We start from the raw sequence: 13,806 nt of genomic DNA on the forward strand, positions 1-13,806 counted from the left end.
ACAGTGAACGGCGGGTGGAAATTGGCCAGCAGGCCTGACCCTTTCGCGGGTAAACCCGTTCCTACACGACGGCCTGTGTCCAACCCCAGAGGTGTGTCCACCACCAATCTGTGTAGGAGCGGGTTTACCCGCGAATACGGTAGCGGCGGCAACAGTGAACGGCGGGTGGAAATTGGCCAGCAGGGCCGGCCCTTTCGCGGGTAAACCCGCTCCTGCCAGCTGGACAGCCCACCCGATGCCTACACCGACTCGTCAGCCGGCCGCGCCCCCTCCTGCACCAGCACCATGCTCTGCGGCGAAGACAGTGGAATGCCTTCATCACGCAATCGGCCAAGAATGGTGAACAGCAGGTCGCTGCGGGCTCCCGATACCTGCCGCGGCCCGGCCACATAGCCACTCACACCAATCACCATGCCGCTGGCCGTCAGGTCCTTGAACGACACCGAGGTAGCTGGCGCATCCAGAATCGCCTCATGCTCATGGTAAGCCGCCAGCAGCAGCTCACGCACACGGTTGGCATCGGTCTCCAGCGGCAGTGTCAGGGTAATGCTGACCACGCCCAGCGCGTTGCCCATGGTCACGTTGCGCACGTTCTGCGAGATGAACTGCGAGTTGGGCACGATCACCGTGGAGCGGTCAGACATCTGGATCTCGGTGGCGCGGACATTGATGCGGCGGATATCACCCTCGACACCCGCCAGGCTGACCCAGTCGCCGACCTTCACCGGGCGCTCGGTCAGCAGGATCAGGCCGGAAATGAAGTTCTGCACGATCTGCTGCAAACCGAAACCGATACCGACCGACAGGGCACTGACCACCCAGGTCAGGCTGGTGAGGTTGATACGCAAGGTCGACATCACCAGCATGGCCAGGAACAGGAAACCCAGGTAACCCACCAAGGTCACCAGCGAGGCCCGCATACCGGCGTCCATCTCGGTTTCCGGCAGCAGGCGGTCGCTCAGCCAGCGCTTGACCACACGGATGGCGAACAGGCCGCCGAGGAAGATCGCCAAGGCCAGCATGATGTCCTGCGGCACGATGTTCAGGTTGCCGAGCACCTTGCCGCCGGTCCCATCCCAGTCGCCCAGACTCAACAGCAATTCGCTAGGGCTGGTGCCCGACGGCATCAACACCAGCAGCAGTGCCAGGAACAGCACGACAGTGCGGCCGATGCCGGCCAGTATGGTACTGGCCTGGGCCTGGTGGCGAGGCGCCAGACCCAGGGTCGACGCCAGTGCCAGGCCACCGGGCTGGCGGGGCGACAGCAGGGTTTCGCACAGGTCGCCGAAGAAGGTGGTCAGCAAGTAGGCGCAGGTGATCACCAGGCTGACCCACAACAGCTTGGCGGTGAGGAAATAGGCGAGTGTCAGGTAGCCGGTGAGCAGGGCCAGCAGGATCAACGTCAGCCAGATGACCATCACGAACGGGATGAGCCCGGCCAGGCCCGTCGGGCGCTCCAGGTCATGCTTGCGCAGGGTGCGGCGGTAACACAGCAGCGCGCCTGCAAAGGTGAGCGCCACCACCAGCGCGGTCAGCCCGTTGACAGCCACCGTCAGCGCCAGGCTGGCGCCGATCACGCTGTTCATGCGCTCCATGGTCATCATGACCATCAGTGCCAATGCCAGCACCTTCGGGAACCAGCCCAGCGCACTGGCGACTTCGTCGTGGATCGCCGGCAGCCGCCAGGACGGACGCTGCAGCATCAGCATGGCGCGGCCCAGGCCTGTGATGAAGGCACTGAACACCACCAGAGTGAGAATGTGATTGGTCAGGCTGGCGATATCCGAACCCAATCTTGCATTGCTTTCCAGCCCCCAGCGCAGCAACGACACCGAGCCGGCGATGGTGCCCAGGGTTGCCAGGCTAACGCCCAGAGCCAAGGCGCTGCGGCGCAGGCGGCCCTCCGGTAACCAACGGATCATGGCACTGGCCAGCAAGCGTTCAAGCACGCGCCTTACCAACGTCCACACCAGAATTGCCGCCACCAGGCTGGCAACGAACTGCCAGCGGTTTTCGGCGCTGAAGGCGCTGCTGATGGCATCGGCCGCCTCACCGCGCAGATCACGCAGGCGCGCCACGTCGTCCTGGGTGGGGCGGATGATGCTCTGCCAGAACGCCGGGCTCAGCGGCGAGGCTGCACGGCTGGTGATTTGCGAGTTGAACTGGCTGCGGCGCAGGTTGACGATTTGCGTGGACAGGTCACGGGCCGACTGGGTCAGCTTGGTGGCCTGATCCTGCTGGGCTACCAGCGCCTTTTTCTCGGCCTCCAGCGCTTTGCGCTGCTGCGTCAGGGTAGCGGCCTCGTCCGGCTGGGCCGGGCCGATGACCTTCAGCTGATCGTCGAGTTTTCCCACATCGGCAGTGCGCAGCGCACTCAATGCATCAGCTTGACGCTGAACCTGCATCGCGCCCAGGCGCAGTTGCGACAGCACGTCGTCGTTGGCCTCGCTGGTGACGCCTTGCCGGATGAGGTCCAAGCGGTCGCTCAGCTGTTCGAGGCTGGCGTTTTCGTCCAGTGCGGGCGCCTCGGCAGCCGCCAGGTTGGACAATGGCGTGGCCGGGGCCGACCAGGTCGGGCTGACAAACAACAGCATCAGGGCCAGCAGGGCAATCACACCTGGGCAATAACGGGCAAGGCTGACACGCCTCATCGAATATTCCTCTTTGCAATTCGATTTGGCGGGAGATTCTACGCGGCTTCGGGCGGTCAGGAGAGTGCCGTTTCTCGCTTCAGCAATTGCTGTTTGCGCTCCACGCCCCAGCGGTAACCGCTGATGTCGCCATCCCGGCGCACCACGCGGTGGCAAGGGATGGCCACGGCAATACGGTTGGCCGCGCAGGCCATGGCTACCGCCCGCACGGCTTTGGGGGTGCCAATGCGCTCGGCGATGTCGGTGTAGCTGACCCGGCTTCCGGCCGGCACCTCACGCAGCGCCTGCCACACCCGCTCCTGAAACGCGGTGCCTTGCACATCCAGCGGCAGGGCGAGGCCCAAGGCTGGCGCTTCGACGAAACCGATCACTTCGGCAACCATGTTTTCGTAGGCGCTGTCGCCGCCAATCAGGTGGGCCTTGGGGAACTGATCCTGCAGCTCGTGTAACAAGCCCTCGGGGTCGTCGCCCAGCAGAATCGCGCAGATGCCCTTGTCGCTCTGGGCGACCAGTATTGCACCCAGCGAGCACTGCCCAAGGGCGAAGTGAATGGTTGCCCCGACACCGCCGGCGCGGTATTGCCGGGGGCGCATGCCCAAGCGCTGGTCGGCGCTTTCGTAGAAGCGGCTGTTGGAGTTGTAGCCGGCGTTGTAGATAGCATCGGTGACTGAGTGCTGGCCGCCTTCCAGGTGCGCACGCAGGCGCCGGGCACGGAAGGCCATGGCGTAGGCTTTGGGGGTAACCCCGGTTTCGGCCTTGAACAGCCGATGCAGGTGGAAGGGGCTGACGGCCAGCCGTGCACTGAGTTGGTCGAGGCTTGGCGCGGGGTCGCTGGTTTCGATCAAGCGGCAGGCGTGGGTAACCAGCTGGCTGTGGCGGGTGGCGCTGGCCTTGCTGATACAGCGTTTGCAAGCACGGTAGCCGGCAGCCTCGGCGGCTGCGGCAGTGTCGTAGAACTCGACGTTCATGCGCTTGGCCTGGCGTGATTTGCAGCCGGGGTGGCAGTAGACGCCAGTGGTACGTACGGCGTAGACAAAGTGGCCTGTGGCGGCAGTGTCGCGGCTCTTTAAGGCTTGCCAGCGTTGGTCGGGGGTGGTGTAGAGGTTCATCTTTGTTTCCCGGATATGTTGTTGCCTGTACGGGCGATGCAAAAACCTCAGGCCCGCCACAGGTACCAGGCCGCCACGGTACGAAACGGCCGCCAGGCGCCGCCCAGCGAACGCATTTGCGCCGGTGTCGGCGCCGTCTCCAGCCCTTTGAGCCGCCGATACCCCTCACGCACGCCAAAATCGTCCACCGGCAGAATGTCAGAACGGCCCAGGCTATAGATCAGCAGCATCTCCACCGTCCACCGCCCTACCCCACGCAGCGCCACCAGGCGTTCGATCAACGCCTCGTCAGCCATGTTTAACGCCTGCTCCCGCGTCGGTACCAGGCCCTCCAGAGTGGCTTGAGCAATGCCCTGGACCGTCACCAGCTTGCTCGCCGAAAAGCCGCAGGCACGCAGGGTTTCCGGGGTTACCGCCAACAACTGCTCTGGCTGCGGAAAATCATCTGCCGGGAACAGTGCCAGCAAACGCCCCAGGATCGCCTCGGCGGCACGGGCGTGCAGTTGCTGATAGGCAATCGCCCGCACCAACGCCTCATAAGGCTCCCGTCCCGGGGTAGCCTGGTGCAGGCAGGGCCCGATCGCTGCGATATGCCGTGACCAGTCCGGGTCAAGTGCCGCCAGGTGTTGCGCGGCCTCGCGATAGGCCTCAGGCGAAAGGTCGGCCAGCATCATGGCACCTCCATCAAGTCGATTGCAGTTCCAGCTTAGCGCAGCCGTTCATCGGGCAAACGCCGGTTCTTGCGCAGCTAATCTTTGGCATGCCATTGCTCCGCGCCATCTTCCCCGCATAGAATTGAGAACTATTCACAATCGCACACAACACTGGACTGGGCCTTCTCTACGATGCAGATCAACGACACGCTCAAGCCCAACGAGGTCGCTCTGCTCTACCAGTCTCACCATGCCTGGTTGCGTGGCTGGTTACGCAGCCGGGTCGGTTGCAGTGAACATGCCGCAGACCTGGCCCAGGATACCTTCGTGCGGTTATTGCGCGCCCGCCAGGTGTCACCGCTCAAAGAACCCCGTGCCTACCTCAGCAGCATCGCCCGTGGCTTGATGATCGACCAGTTCCGACGCCGCGCGCTGGAGCGGGCCTATCAGGAGAGCCTGGCTCACCTGCCCGAAGCAGAAGTGCCCAGCGAAGAGGATAAGCTTGTCCTCCTCGATAGCCTGGAACGCCTCGACCGCGCCTTGCAGCAGTTGAAACCGCGCGTCCGCCAAGCGTTCCTGCTGGCCCAGCTAGACGGTTTGAGCATCGTGCAGGTTGCCCAACGTCTAGGAGTGTCCAGGGCCACTGTTGAGCGCGACCTGGCCAAAGCCCTGGGCGCCTGCTACCGGTTGCGCTATGCCGATGCCTGATGGTACGCCCGCACAGGCGCAGGTCGATCAGGCCATCGACTGGCTGGTGAAGCTGCGTTTCGATACCCCCAGCCCGCGCACCGAGCAGCAGTTTCAACACTGGCTGGCCAGCCACCCACACAACCGCCTGGCCTGGCAGCGGGTCAGTAATCTGGGTGATGAACTGGCCGGGCTGCCCAAGGACCTGAGCCGGCGCACCCTGGACGCTAGCCAGCACCCAAAAGCCAGCCGCAGGGACCACCTGAAGTTGCTGGGGCTGTTGGCCGTCGGCGGCAGCCTGGGCTGGGCCGCGCGCGAACCGCTGGGCCTGCCACAACTGCTGGCCGACACCAGCACTGCCACAGGCGAACGGCGTCAATGGCAAGGCAGTGACGGCAGTCGTCTGCAGCTCAACACTGCCAGTGCCATCGACTTGCACTACAGCGCGGAACAACGCCAGCTGAAACTGATCCATGGCGAGGTCAGCCTGGACAGCAACCCCAACGACAACCGCCCATTCCACGTCGCCACCCCTGTCGGCCCGCTGACCACCTTCGATGGCCAGCTGTTGCTGCGCGAAAACAGCCAGGGCCTGCTGCTGTCGGTGCGGCGTGGTGAAGTCACGCTGTTCCCTGCCTCGGCGTCAGCGAGGCAGGTGCTGCCCGGTGAAACCTTGCAAATCACAGCCGAAGGCAGCATTCAGGCCAGAGCACTGCACAACGACCCCTGGGGTTGGACCGAAGGTGTACTCAGCGTGCAGCAGATGCCGCTTGCCGAGTTTGCCAGCGAACTCGGCCGCTACCGACCGGGCCTGTTGCGCTGCGCTCCAGAAGTGGCGGGCTTGAAGGTTTCCGGCACCTATCAGTTGGCTGACACTGGGCAAATCCTGCAACTGCTCACCCGCAGCCTGCCCGTGCGGGTCGAGTACAGAACGCGCTACTGGGTAAGCATCGGCGCGGCGTAAAGGGATATCACTGCGCCACAGCCCGCATCCGCCCACGGCGCCGGTATGACTGCCTGGCAAAGCACACGAACAGCCCGGCCATCAGTGCCAGCGCCATGGGCAAACCGTGGGGCGCGACATTCATGGCCGCCCCACTGACCAACGGCCCGACCAGGCTGCCTACGCCCCAGAGCAAGCCCACGCTGGCGTTGGCAGTGACCAGGTCCTGGCCCTTGAAGCGCTGCCCGATCAGCACCAGCGCCAAGGTATAGATCCCCCCCGCCACCGCGCCCAGTACCACCAGCAGCGGCCACAGCAGCCAGGTCAGATTCAGCAGCCAAGGCAAACCGATGCCGATCACCATCGCCACCAGCCCGCACGCCAGGTGCAGCCCTGTGCGCTCAACCCGATCGGCCAACCAGCCCAGCGGCAGCTGGAAAAGCATGTCGCCGGCAAACACCACCGTCACCATCAACGCCGCCACGCCAACGGCAAAGCCATGGCTGGTGGCGTACACCGGCAGCAGCGACAGCACCACGGCATCGAAGAACGAGAAGAACAGCACCGCCATGCACAACGCCGGTGCCACCCGGAAGAACCCGGCCAGGCCGAAGCTTTTTTCGCCCTCTTCGTGCTCGACATGGTCGTTGGGCACAGTCAGCACAATGCACAGCAACGCCAGCCCATAACAGACCGTGACAACACCCGTGATCCACGGGCTATCGGCGCCCAGCACTGCCAGCATGGCCGGGCCCAGCACCTGAAAGCCCGTAAAGCTGGTGGCGTACAGGGCCATGATCTTGCCGCGGTTATGTTCGGGGCACAGTTCGTTGACCCACGACTCGCCGAGGATGATGGCGATCCCCATGCCAAGCCCCAGGCCCAGGCGCAGCAACGCCAGCAGCCACAACGAGCCGAACGCGGACTCGAGCAAGGCGATGCTGACCGTGCACAGGCTGAAACACAGCAGATAGATAGTACGCCGGGTGAGATGGCGGCAGCAGACGTCGACCAGAAAAGCCGAGAGCATCATGCCGGCGGCAGGGATGGCCGAGATGATGCCGATTTCCAGGGTGCTCGCCCCCGCTTCATGCAGGCGCAACGACACCAGCGGCAAGCTGGCCCCCAAACTGAAACCCACGACAGAAACGGCGAACAACAGGCCCGCCAATAAACGCATGTTCATGTACCACTCCTGGCAAACCGAAAAGACGTGCAAAAACAGGCGCGCACGCCGGAACGGCGAGCGACGCTAAAGCGCAGATCAGTTCAGGCGAGGTGTGGCGAGAAGGTGAAGGCAAACAGCACGCTGCGGCGGCGCTTGAGCACCGTGTCACTCGGCCATGCACGACGCAGCGCCTGAAGGGCAGGCTGGCGGGCGTGTGGGAGGGACTGGGTACGGCGCATTGCTTTGGCTACTACGCAGGTGATTGAAAAAAGAGGCGGCACTCTAGCCACCTCCAGGGGGCTAGTCAATTGCCCGGGGGCCGCTGTCAGGCCCCCGGCGCGTTCAGCGTTTACCTGTACTTGGCAGGAACACCGCCAACAACCCGGACAATGGCAGGAACGAACACAACCCATACACATATTCGATACCACGCAGGTCCGCTACGTACCCCAACAGCGCAGCGCCAATGCCGCCAAAACCGAACATCAGGCCGAAGAAGATCCCGGCAATCATGCCCACGCTGCCCGGCACCAGTTCCTGCGCATACACAACGATCGCGGAAAACGCCGAAGCCAGGATAAAGCCGATCACCACGCTCAGCACCGTGGTCCAGAACAAGTCGGCATACGGCAGCGCCAGCGTGAACGGCGCCACGCCCAGTATCGAAAACCAGATAACAGCCTTGCGTCCGATACGGTCACCGATCGGCCCGCCAAAAAAGGTGCCCGCCGCCACCGCGCCGAGGAACAGGAACAGGTGCAGCTGCGAGCTGGCCACCGACACACCGAACTTCTCGATCAGGTAGAAGGTAAAGTAGCTGGTGAAGCTGGCCATGTAGAAGTACTTGGAGAACACCAGCAAGCCCAGCACGATCAGCGCCGCGATTACCCGATTGCGCGAAATGCCGTGGGTGGCCTGAACTGCCTTGCGCGCCTTGGCCTGATTGAGGTGTTCCTTGTACCAGCCGCGCAGCATCAGGGTAACGCCGAGGAAGAACAGCCCGGCCAGGCCGAACCAGGCCACATGGGTCTGACCGAACGGTATGACGATGGCCGCTGCCAGCAGCGGGCCCAGAGCAGAGCCGGTGTTGCCACCGACCTGGAAGGTCGATTGGGCCAGGCCGAAGCGCCCGCCCGAGGCCAGCCGTGCAATACGCGAGGTTTCCGGGTGGAAGGTCGACGAGCCAATGCCCACCAGCGCCGACGCCAGCAGGATCATCGGGAAACTGCCAACGAAGGCCAGCATCACAATCCCCACCAATGTGCACAGGGTGCCTAGCGGCAACAGATTCGGCGTGGGCCGGCGGTCGGTGAAGAAGCCAACCCACGGCTGCAACAGCGAGGCGGTGATCTGGAACGTGAGCGTGATCATGCCGATCTGGGCGAAGCTCAGGTCGTAGTTAGCCTTGAGCATCGGGTAAATCGCCGGCAGCACCGACTGGATCAGGTCGTTGATCAAGTGCGCCAAGGCGCAGAAACCGATGATACGCATAACCATCGGCGAGGCTTGGCTTGCCGCTGCCGGGTTGGATGCGGTGGAGGCACTACTGGTGGCCATTTGCCTAAATCTCCGTCCTCTGGTTTGGGATCCGATTATCAGGAATCAAATAGATACATAGCTACCTTTTTTATCCCCCTGTCGCCGCGTACTTGAAAATGGTTCTCAATATAATTAGCATCTTCTGCCAATGACTCCCGTCATCGTTAGGCCAAACGGCCCCTATCGTGAGCAGACCGCCCCCATGAGCCCGATGTCCGCCAAGCAGCTGCAGCCCGATCCGCAACAGGAAGCGCTGGCGTGGTTTTCGTTGCTGCGCCAGCCCGGTTGCGACGAAACCCAGCGCCAGGCATTTGCGGCCTGGTGTCAGGTACAAGAGAACGCCCACGCCTACGCCGAGCTGGAGACGTTCTGGCAACAGCTGCAACCCGCACCTGCCCGCCCTCGCCCACGGCATGTCACTGTCCGTCGCAGTCACCTGGGTAAATGGTTGGCGCTTGCGTTTTTGCTAGGGTTGGGTGCTGCTGCTTACCTGTACTGGCCGCTGATGCAGCGTCTGGCCAGCGAGCTGCACACCGATGTGGGAGAGCGCCGCAGCATACGCTTGGCGGATGGCACGACATTGAACCTGGACAGCGCCAGCGCGATGAACGTCGACCTGCGCGGCCGCACCCGCCAACTGCACCTGGTGCAGGGCCAGGTGCATCTGGAAGTCGTGCTCGACGGGCGCGCCATGGACGTGGAAGTGGGCAACGCACGCATCCAGGTATACGGCACTCGCCTGCAGATAGCCCGCCATGCAGGGCGCGACGAACTCGTGGTATTCAGTGGCAAGGCCATGGTCACCCAGGGGGGTGAGCAGCGGATGGTCTCGGCGGGTGAGCGGGTAACCTTCGATGACACACGCATCGACCCGGTGCGTAAGGCTGATCTGAAAACCGCTGACAGTTGGCGCAATGGCCGCCTGAAAGCCACAGACATGCCATTGAGGCAGGTGCTGGAGCGCCTTGCCGGTTACCAAGGGCAGCGTCTGTGGATGATGGATGAACAAGTGGCTCATCGCCGTGTAAGCGGCGACTTCAACCTCGACCAGCCTGGCCAAAGCCTGCAATCCTTGGCTGCAGCCCAGCAGTTGCAGTTGCTGGGCGTGCTCGGGCACTGGCTTGTGGTGCGCTGAAACCGGGGCTGGCCGCTAAGTTTTTGAAAGCGTGCAAATTTTTTTTGAAATGAGTGTTGACAGAGGGGGCGTTCAAGAGAATAATGCGCGCCATCGGCTACATAGCTCAGTTGGTTAGAGCATAGCATTCATAATGCTGGGGTCCGGGGTTCAAGTCCCTGTGTAGCCACCAAACAAGACAAAGGGCTTACCGCAAGGTAAGCCCTTTTTCTTTGCCTGCGAAAAAGTTGCTGATGCCCGCGCCAACCAATCCCGCAGCAGCCGGGAGCCGAATCACAGGTTTCGGCGCAGCTATCGTCGCCTCAACGTATTCCGGTCACCGCCACAGCCAGGCCAAGCCCGATCAATGCCAGACCAATGGCCCGGTCCACCAGCACTTGCCGCTCGATCATCGCCCTGCGCAATGCCGTACTGGAGAAAAATACCGCCACCAGGCTGAACCATAGCCAATGGGCAACGGACATGAACGCACCGTAGGCGAAGTTCAGCGCCAGCGGGCTGCCAGGCTGCACCACCTGGGTGAAGGCACTGATGACAAACAACATGGTCTTGGGGTTTAGGGCGTTGGTCAAAAAGCCGGTGCGCAGCGCTTGCAGTACGCTGGCAGCAGACTGGCCAACCCCGTCCAGGCTGATGCGTCGGGTGTTGGTCAATGACTTGTACCCGAGGTAGATCAGGTAGCCCGCACCCAGCACCTTCATGACGAAGAACAGCGTCGGGCTCTGGCTGATGATCACGGCAATGCCCAACACCGTGTACAACACATGCACCTGCACCCCCAGGGCGATGCCCACAGCAGCAGCCAGCCCGGCCTTGCGCCCCTGCGCATAACTGCTGCGGGTGACCATGGCGAAGTCCGCGCCGGGGCTGATGACGGCGAGCAGGGTGAACAGGGCGACGGCGATGAGTTCGGTCATGCTGAGGGCTCTCGATAGGCGATGGAAATGCACAGACCGCCGATTATCAAGCGCTTACAGATGCGGAAAAATCGATTTATGCTGAGATGAATCTGATAGTTTTACTCACAGATATGTACAGCCTGCCTTGGCCTCTTCGCGGGTAAACCCGCTCCTACAGGGAAATATGTGGCCATGTAGGAGCGGGTTTACCCGCGAAGAGGCCGGCACAGCTGAACAGGGATATCATGAAACTGCCGCCACTCAACGCCTTCCGCTACTTCGACATTGCCGCCCAGACCGAAAGCTTCGTGCGTGCCGCCGAACATTTGCACGTCACTCACGGCGCGGTCAGCCGCCAAATACGCCTGCTGGAAGAAAGCCTTGGCGTGGAACTGTTCGAGCGCCGCAACCGGGCCATTTTCCTCACCCCCGCCGGTCGTGCCCTGCAAAGCACCACCCAGGCGATCTTCGAACAACTCGAAGGCGCTGTGCAGCGCCTGCAGCAACAAGCTCGCGACAATGTGCTGGTGCTGTCTTGCGAGCCGACCATTGCCATGCGCTGGCTGATACCGCGCCTGCCGCGCTTCCATGCCACCCACCCCGACCTTCAGTTGCACCTGGTAGCCGCAGGCGGCCCGCTGGACTTCGCCCGCAGCGGTGTCGACCTGGCAATTCGCCGCGACGACTTCCACTGGGACAACCAGCTGTACAGCCAGAAAATCTGCGATGAATGGATCGGCCCGGTGTGCCACCCCGCCGCCAGCGCCAGACTCGATGGCCAACGGCTGCTGCACAGCGCCACCCGGCCTGCTGCCTGGCCCACCTGGCTGCGCCTGAGCGGCCAGCAGGCGCGGCACTGCGAACGCAGCGACTACGAACATTTCTACCTGTCGATTCAGGCCGCCAGCGCCGGACTGGGCCTGGCCATTGCCTCAGCCCTGATGGTGCGCGACGAACTCGACAGCGGGCAGCTGCAGGCGCCGTTCGGTTTTGTGCGCGATGGCTCGGCCTACCACCTGCTCAGCCCGCAGCCTCTGGCCGACAGCGGCAAGCGCCAGCGCTTCGCCGGGTGGATAATGGACGAATGCCGGGAGTGCCTGGCTCATTTGGGGTTGATACAGAACGACGCCCCCGCACCGCCATCACCACCCCAGGTGCGATAACCGGCGGTATCCAAATGGATACGGCCTGATGGGTAGCGGCCCAGCCCCATGTTCCAGGCTTGGCCGTGCTGCTGCCAGAAACGGCACAGCGGATTGGAGTCGGCCCAGGCCGGCAGCAGTATATCGACGGCGAACGCGCGGGTATGCGCACTGTTGGCCGCCCCGCCCGCGCAGGCGTTCAGGCGCGGCTCACGGTAAGCCGAAACCACCTCGAACTGGCGCAGGATGCCTTGATCGTCGAGTGCCTTGATCAACGCGAGGGTCGAGCGCACAGCGGCCCAATTGCCGGGGGGCGGTACGGCGAAAGGCGATGCGTTGCACAGTTTCCAGTCCGATGCCGAGCGCAGCAACTGGTGAATTGGCACTACACCGTAAAGCCGGGCATCTACCAGCATTTCACGGAAGGGGCGGGTTTGATGATCACCCGCCCACTGGGCGAACATCCACACGTCACGCTCGTCAGCGTGAGCAGCGCTTGCGCTACACAGGCTCGCTGCCAAAAGCAGTTTTCTCATTCTTTATCCGTCCCTGCCGAGAACAAAGCCTGCGCGCCCGGGTACGCCCCTGCATAGTCAGTCTTCGAACAGGGTACAGGCCATCACCAGGGCGTCTTCACGGCCGCCGGCGATCGGATAATAGTCGCGGCGGCGGCCAATTTCGTTGAAACCGTAACGTTCATATAAACGATAGGCCGACTGGTTGCTGGCGCGCACTTCCAGAAAGCATTCGCGGCCATTGAGCTGATAGGCCCGGGCCATCAGGTGTTGGAGCAGCCGCAATCCCAGGCCGCAGCCTTGGTTTTCCGGCTTTACGGTGATGTTGAGCAGGTGCGCTTCATCGATGATCACGTTGATCACCCCATGGCCCACTTGCTGCTGGCCATCGAACATCAGCCAGACTTCGTACGACTTGAGCGCATCCTGAAAGATTCCACGGGTCCAGGGGTGACTGAATGCGGCATATTCGATCTTAAGTACGGCATCCAGATCCGCCTCGGTCATCGGGCGGAAGCTGATCGAGTCACTCATTCAACGCTCTTCCAGCGCGCCATCAGCTGGCGCATGGCTTTCCAGACGTCCGCCTTGCGTTGCGGCTCGTCCATCAACAGTTCAAGGCCCGGCAATGCCCAGGCGTCGCCCAGGCCGTCGAGCGTCAGGGTTTGGTAATAGGCGTCGGCGTCGGCATTGGCGGCAAAACGCAGTGCCGGCAGGCCGACCAGCCACAGACAGGTACACGGTGCGTCTTCCAGGCGCGCCTGAACGAAGCCCTGGACGAAATCGCGCGCAGCCTCCGGCCCCTGGTCCATGTTGCCGCGCACCAGCAGTGGCCAGCGTACCGGCTCGCCGATGATCTGCGGGGCGTCGGGCAGGCCGGCAGCGCGCAGCATGTCCTTGAGTAGCAGATAGGAGGGATCGCGGCTCTGGAACGGCTGACCGGTGGCCAGTTCAACCAGCAGCAGGCAACTGCCGGCGCGCAACAACTGCAGCGAGAAGCGCGGTGGCGGCACCGGTGCCGGGCGCGGAGCAGCGGGCTGCTCTTGTGCCTCGGCGGGCTTGACGGCGGGTTTAGGCACACTGCCCGGGCGCGGGATCTCGATTTTTGGCCGCTCGCCGGAGCGGGCCTGGGGGGTGACGGGCGTTTCGTTGGCTGCCGATGCCGGCCTGACCTCGAAATCGATGTCCTCGACCGGCGCCACCGGCAGCAGCAGCTCGGGCCGTGACGGTGCGGCGAACGGCAGCTCGGCGCGCGGCAGCCAGTGCACCACTTGCATGGCGGAAAGGTAGGCGCGGCGACGGGGTTCGGTCAGCAAGGGGCGGATATCCGAGGGGGTGAACGCAATTGGGCATTCTAACGTGTAC

General features: G+C 63.1%; 14 protein-coding genes and 1 tRNA gene. 5 read left to right on the forward strand and 10 right to left on the reverse strand.

Going from position 1 to position 13,806, the window contains the following annotated elements; translation table 11 throughout:
• Positions 1-239 precede the first annotated feature (239 nt).
• The 3 genes from ACF8FG_RS02435 to ACF8FG_RS02445 are packed head-to-tail and all read right to left on the reverse strand — an operon-like array spanning position 240 to position 4,434.
• Complete coding sequence (locus ACF8FG_RS02435) at positions 240-2,651, reverse strand: DUF3772 domain-containing protein (protein WP_019437906.1); 2,412 nt, start codon at positions 2,649-2,651, stop codon at positions 240-242.
• Positions 2,652-2,707: 56 nt separating this feature from the next.
• Positions 2,708-3,760 carry a bifunctional DNA-binding transcriptional regulator/O6-methylguanine-DNA methyltransferase Ada gene (gene ada, locus ACF8FG_RS02440; RefSeq protein WP_392518598.1) on the reverse strand — a complete coding sequence of 351 codons (1,053 nt, stop codon included), beginning with the start codon at positions 3,758-3,760 and terminating at the stop codon, positions 2,708-2,710.
• A gap of 47 nt (positions 3,761-3,807) precedes the next feature.
• The gene (locus ACF8FG_RS02445) at positions 3,808-4,434 is read right to left on the reverse strand and encodes a DNA-3-methyladenine glycosylase (RefSeq protein WP_014589644.1); all 627 of its coding nucleotides are present in this window, start codon (positions 4,432-4,434) and stop codon (positions 3,808-3,810) included.
• Positions 4,435-4,605: 171 nt separating this feature from the next.
• Between ACF8FG_RS02445 and ACF8FG_RS02450 the strand changes: the two genes are divergently transcribed.
• Both ACF8FG_RS02450 and ACF8FG_RS02455 read left to right on the forward strand, forming a co-directional pair.
• A complete protein-coding gene (locus ACF8FG_RS02450) occupies positions 4,606-5,121 on the forward strand; it encodes a sigma-70 family RNA polymerase sigma factor (RefSeq protein ID WP_014589643.1) in 516 nt (171 codons plus the stop codon).
• Positions 5,108-6,064 carry a FecR domain-containing protein gene (locus ACF8FG_RS02455; RefSeq protein WP_019437910.1) on the forward strand — a complete coding sequence of 319 codons (957 nt, stop codon included), beginning with the start codon at positions 5,108-5,110 and terminating at the stop codon, positions 6,062-6,064. Before ACF8FG_RS02450 ends, ACF8FG_RS02455 begins: the two co-directional genes overlap by 14 nt.
• Before the next feature lie 7 nt (positions 6,065-6,071).
• Here ACF8FG_RS02455 and ACF8FG_RS02460 read toward each other — a convergent pair whose 3' ends face one another.
• The 3 genes from ACF8FG_RS02460 to ACF8FG_RS02470 form a co-directional block, all read right to left on the reverse strand.
• Positions 6,072-7,229 carry an MFS transporter gene (locus ACF8FG_RS02460; protein ID WP_014589641.1) on the reverse strand — a complete coding sequence of 386 codons (1,158 nt, stop codon included), beginning with the start codon at positions 7,227-7,229 and terminating at the stop codon, positions 6,072-6,074.
• Between the two features lie 83 nt (positions 7,230-7,312).
• Positions 7,313-7,450: a hypothetical protein gene (locus ACF8FG_RS02465; protein ID WP_019437911.1), complete on the reverse strand. Its 138-nt coding sequence runs from the start codon at positions 7,448-7,450 to the stop codon at positions 7,313-7,315.
• Between the two features lie 103 nt (positions 7,451-7,553).
• Positions 7,554-8,768: an MFS transporter gene (locus ACF8FG_RS02470; RefSeq protein ID WP_392518599.1), complete on the reverse strand. Its 1,215-nt coding sequence runs from the start codon at positions 8,766-8,768 to the stop codon at positions 7,554-7,556.
• Positions 8,769-8,961: 193 nt separating this feature from the next.
• Between ACF8FG_RS02470 and ACF8FG_RS02475 the strand changes: the two genes are divergently transcribed.
• Positions 8,962-9,885 (forward strand): FecR domain-containing protein, encoded by a 924-nt coding sequence (locus tag ACF8FG_RS02475; RefSeq protein ID WP_014589639.1) that lies wholly within the window; start codon positions 8,962-8,964, stop codon positions 9,883-9,885.
• 95 nt (positions 9,886-9,980) lie between these two features.
• A tRNA-Met gene (locus tag ACF8FG_RS02480) sits at positions 9,981-10,057 on the forward strand.
• Positions 10,058-10,187: 130 nt separating this feature from the next.
• Here the strand turns inward: ACF8FG_RS02480 and ACF8FG_RS02485 are convergent.
• Positions 10,188-10,802: a LysE family translocator gene (locus ACF8FG_RS02485; RefSeq protein WP_014589638.1), complete on the reverse strand. Its 615-nt coding sequence runs from the start codon at positions 10,800-10,802 to the stop codon at positions 10,188-10,190.
• Positions 10,803-11,029: 227 nt separating this feature from the next.
• Between ACF8FG_RS02485 and ACF8FG_RS02490 the strand changes: the two genes are divergently transcribed.
• Complete coding sequence (locus tag ACF8FG_RS02490; RefSeq protein WP_019437366.1) at positions 11,030-11,947, forward strand: LysR substrate-binding domain-containing protein; 918 nt, start codon at positions 11,030-11,032, stop codon at positions 11,945-11,947.
• Here ACF8FG_RS02490 and ACF8FG_RS02495 read toward each other — a convergent pair.
• The 3 genes from ACF8FG_RS02495 to ACF8FG_RS02505 are packed head-to-tail and all read right to left on the reverse strand — an operon-like array spanning position 11,887 to position 13,757.
• A complete protein-coding gene (locus ACF8FG_RS02495) occupies positions 11,887-12,462 on the reverse strand; it encodes a D-Ala-D-Ala carboxypeptidase family metallohydrolase (RefSeq protein ID WP_318075812.1) in 576 nt (191 codons plus the stop codon). The two genes, ACF8FG_RS02490 and ACF8FG_RS02495, sit on opposite strands and share 61 nt — an antisense overlap.
• Before the next feature lie 57 nt (positions 12,463-12,519).
• On the reverse strand, positions 12,520-12,975 hold the full coding sequence (rimI, locus tag ACF8FG_RS02500) for a ribosomal protein S18-alanine N-acetyltransferase (RefSeq protein ID WP_014589636.1): 456 nt from the start codon (positions 12,973-12,975) through the stop codon (positions 12,520-12,522).
• A complete protein-coding gene (locus ACF8FG_RS02505; RefSeq protein ID WP_081384656.1) occupies positions 12,972-13,757 on the reverse strand; it encodes an energy transducer TonB in 786 nt (261 codons plus the stop codon). Before ACF8FG_RS02505 ends, rimI begins: the two co-directional genes overlap by 4 nt.
• Positions 13,758-13,806 lie beyond the last annotated feature (49 nt).

Origin of the sequence: Pseudomonas sp. YQ_6 (assembly GCF_043103245.1) — a bacterium.
Classification (GTDB): domain Bacteria; phylum Pseudomonadota; class Gammaproteobacteria; order Pseudomonadales; family Pseudomonadaceae; genus Aquipseudomonas; species Aquipseudomonas alloputida.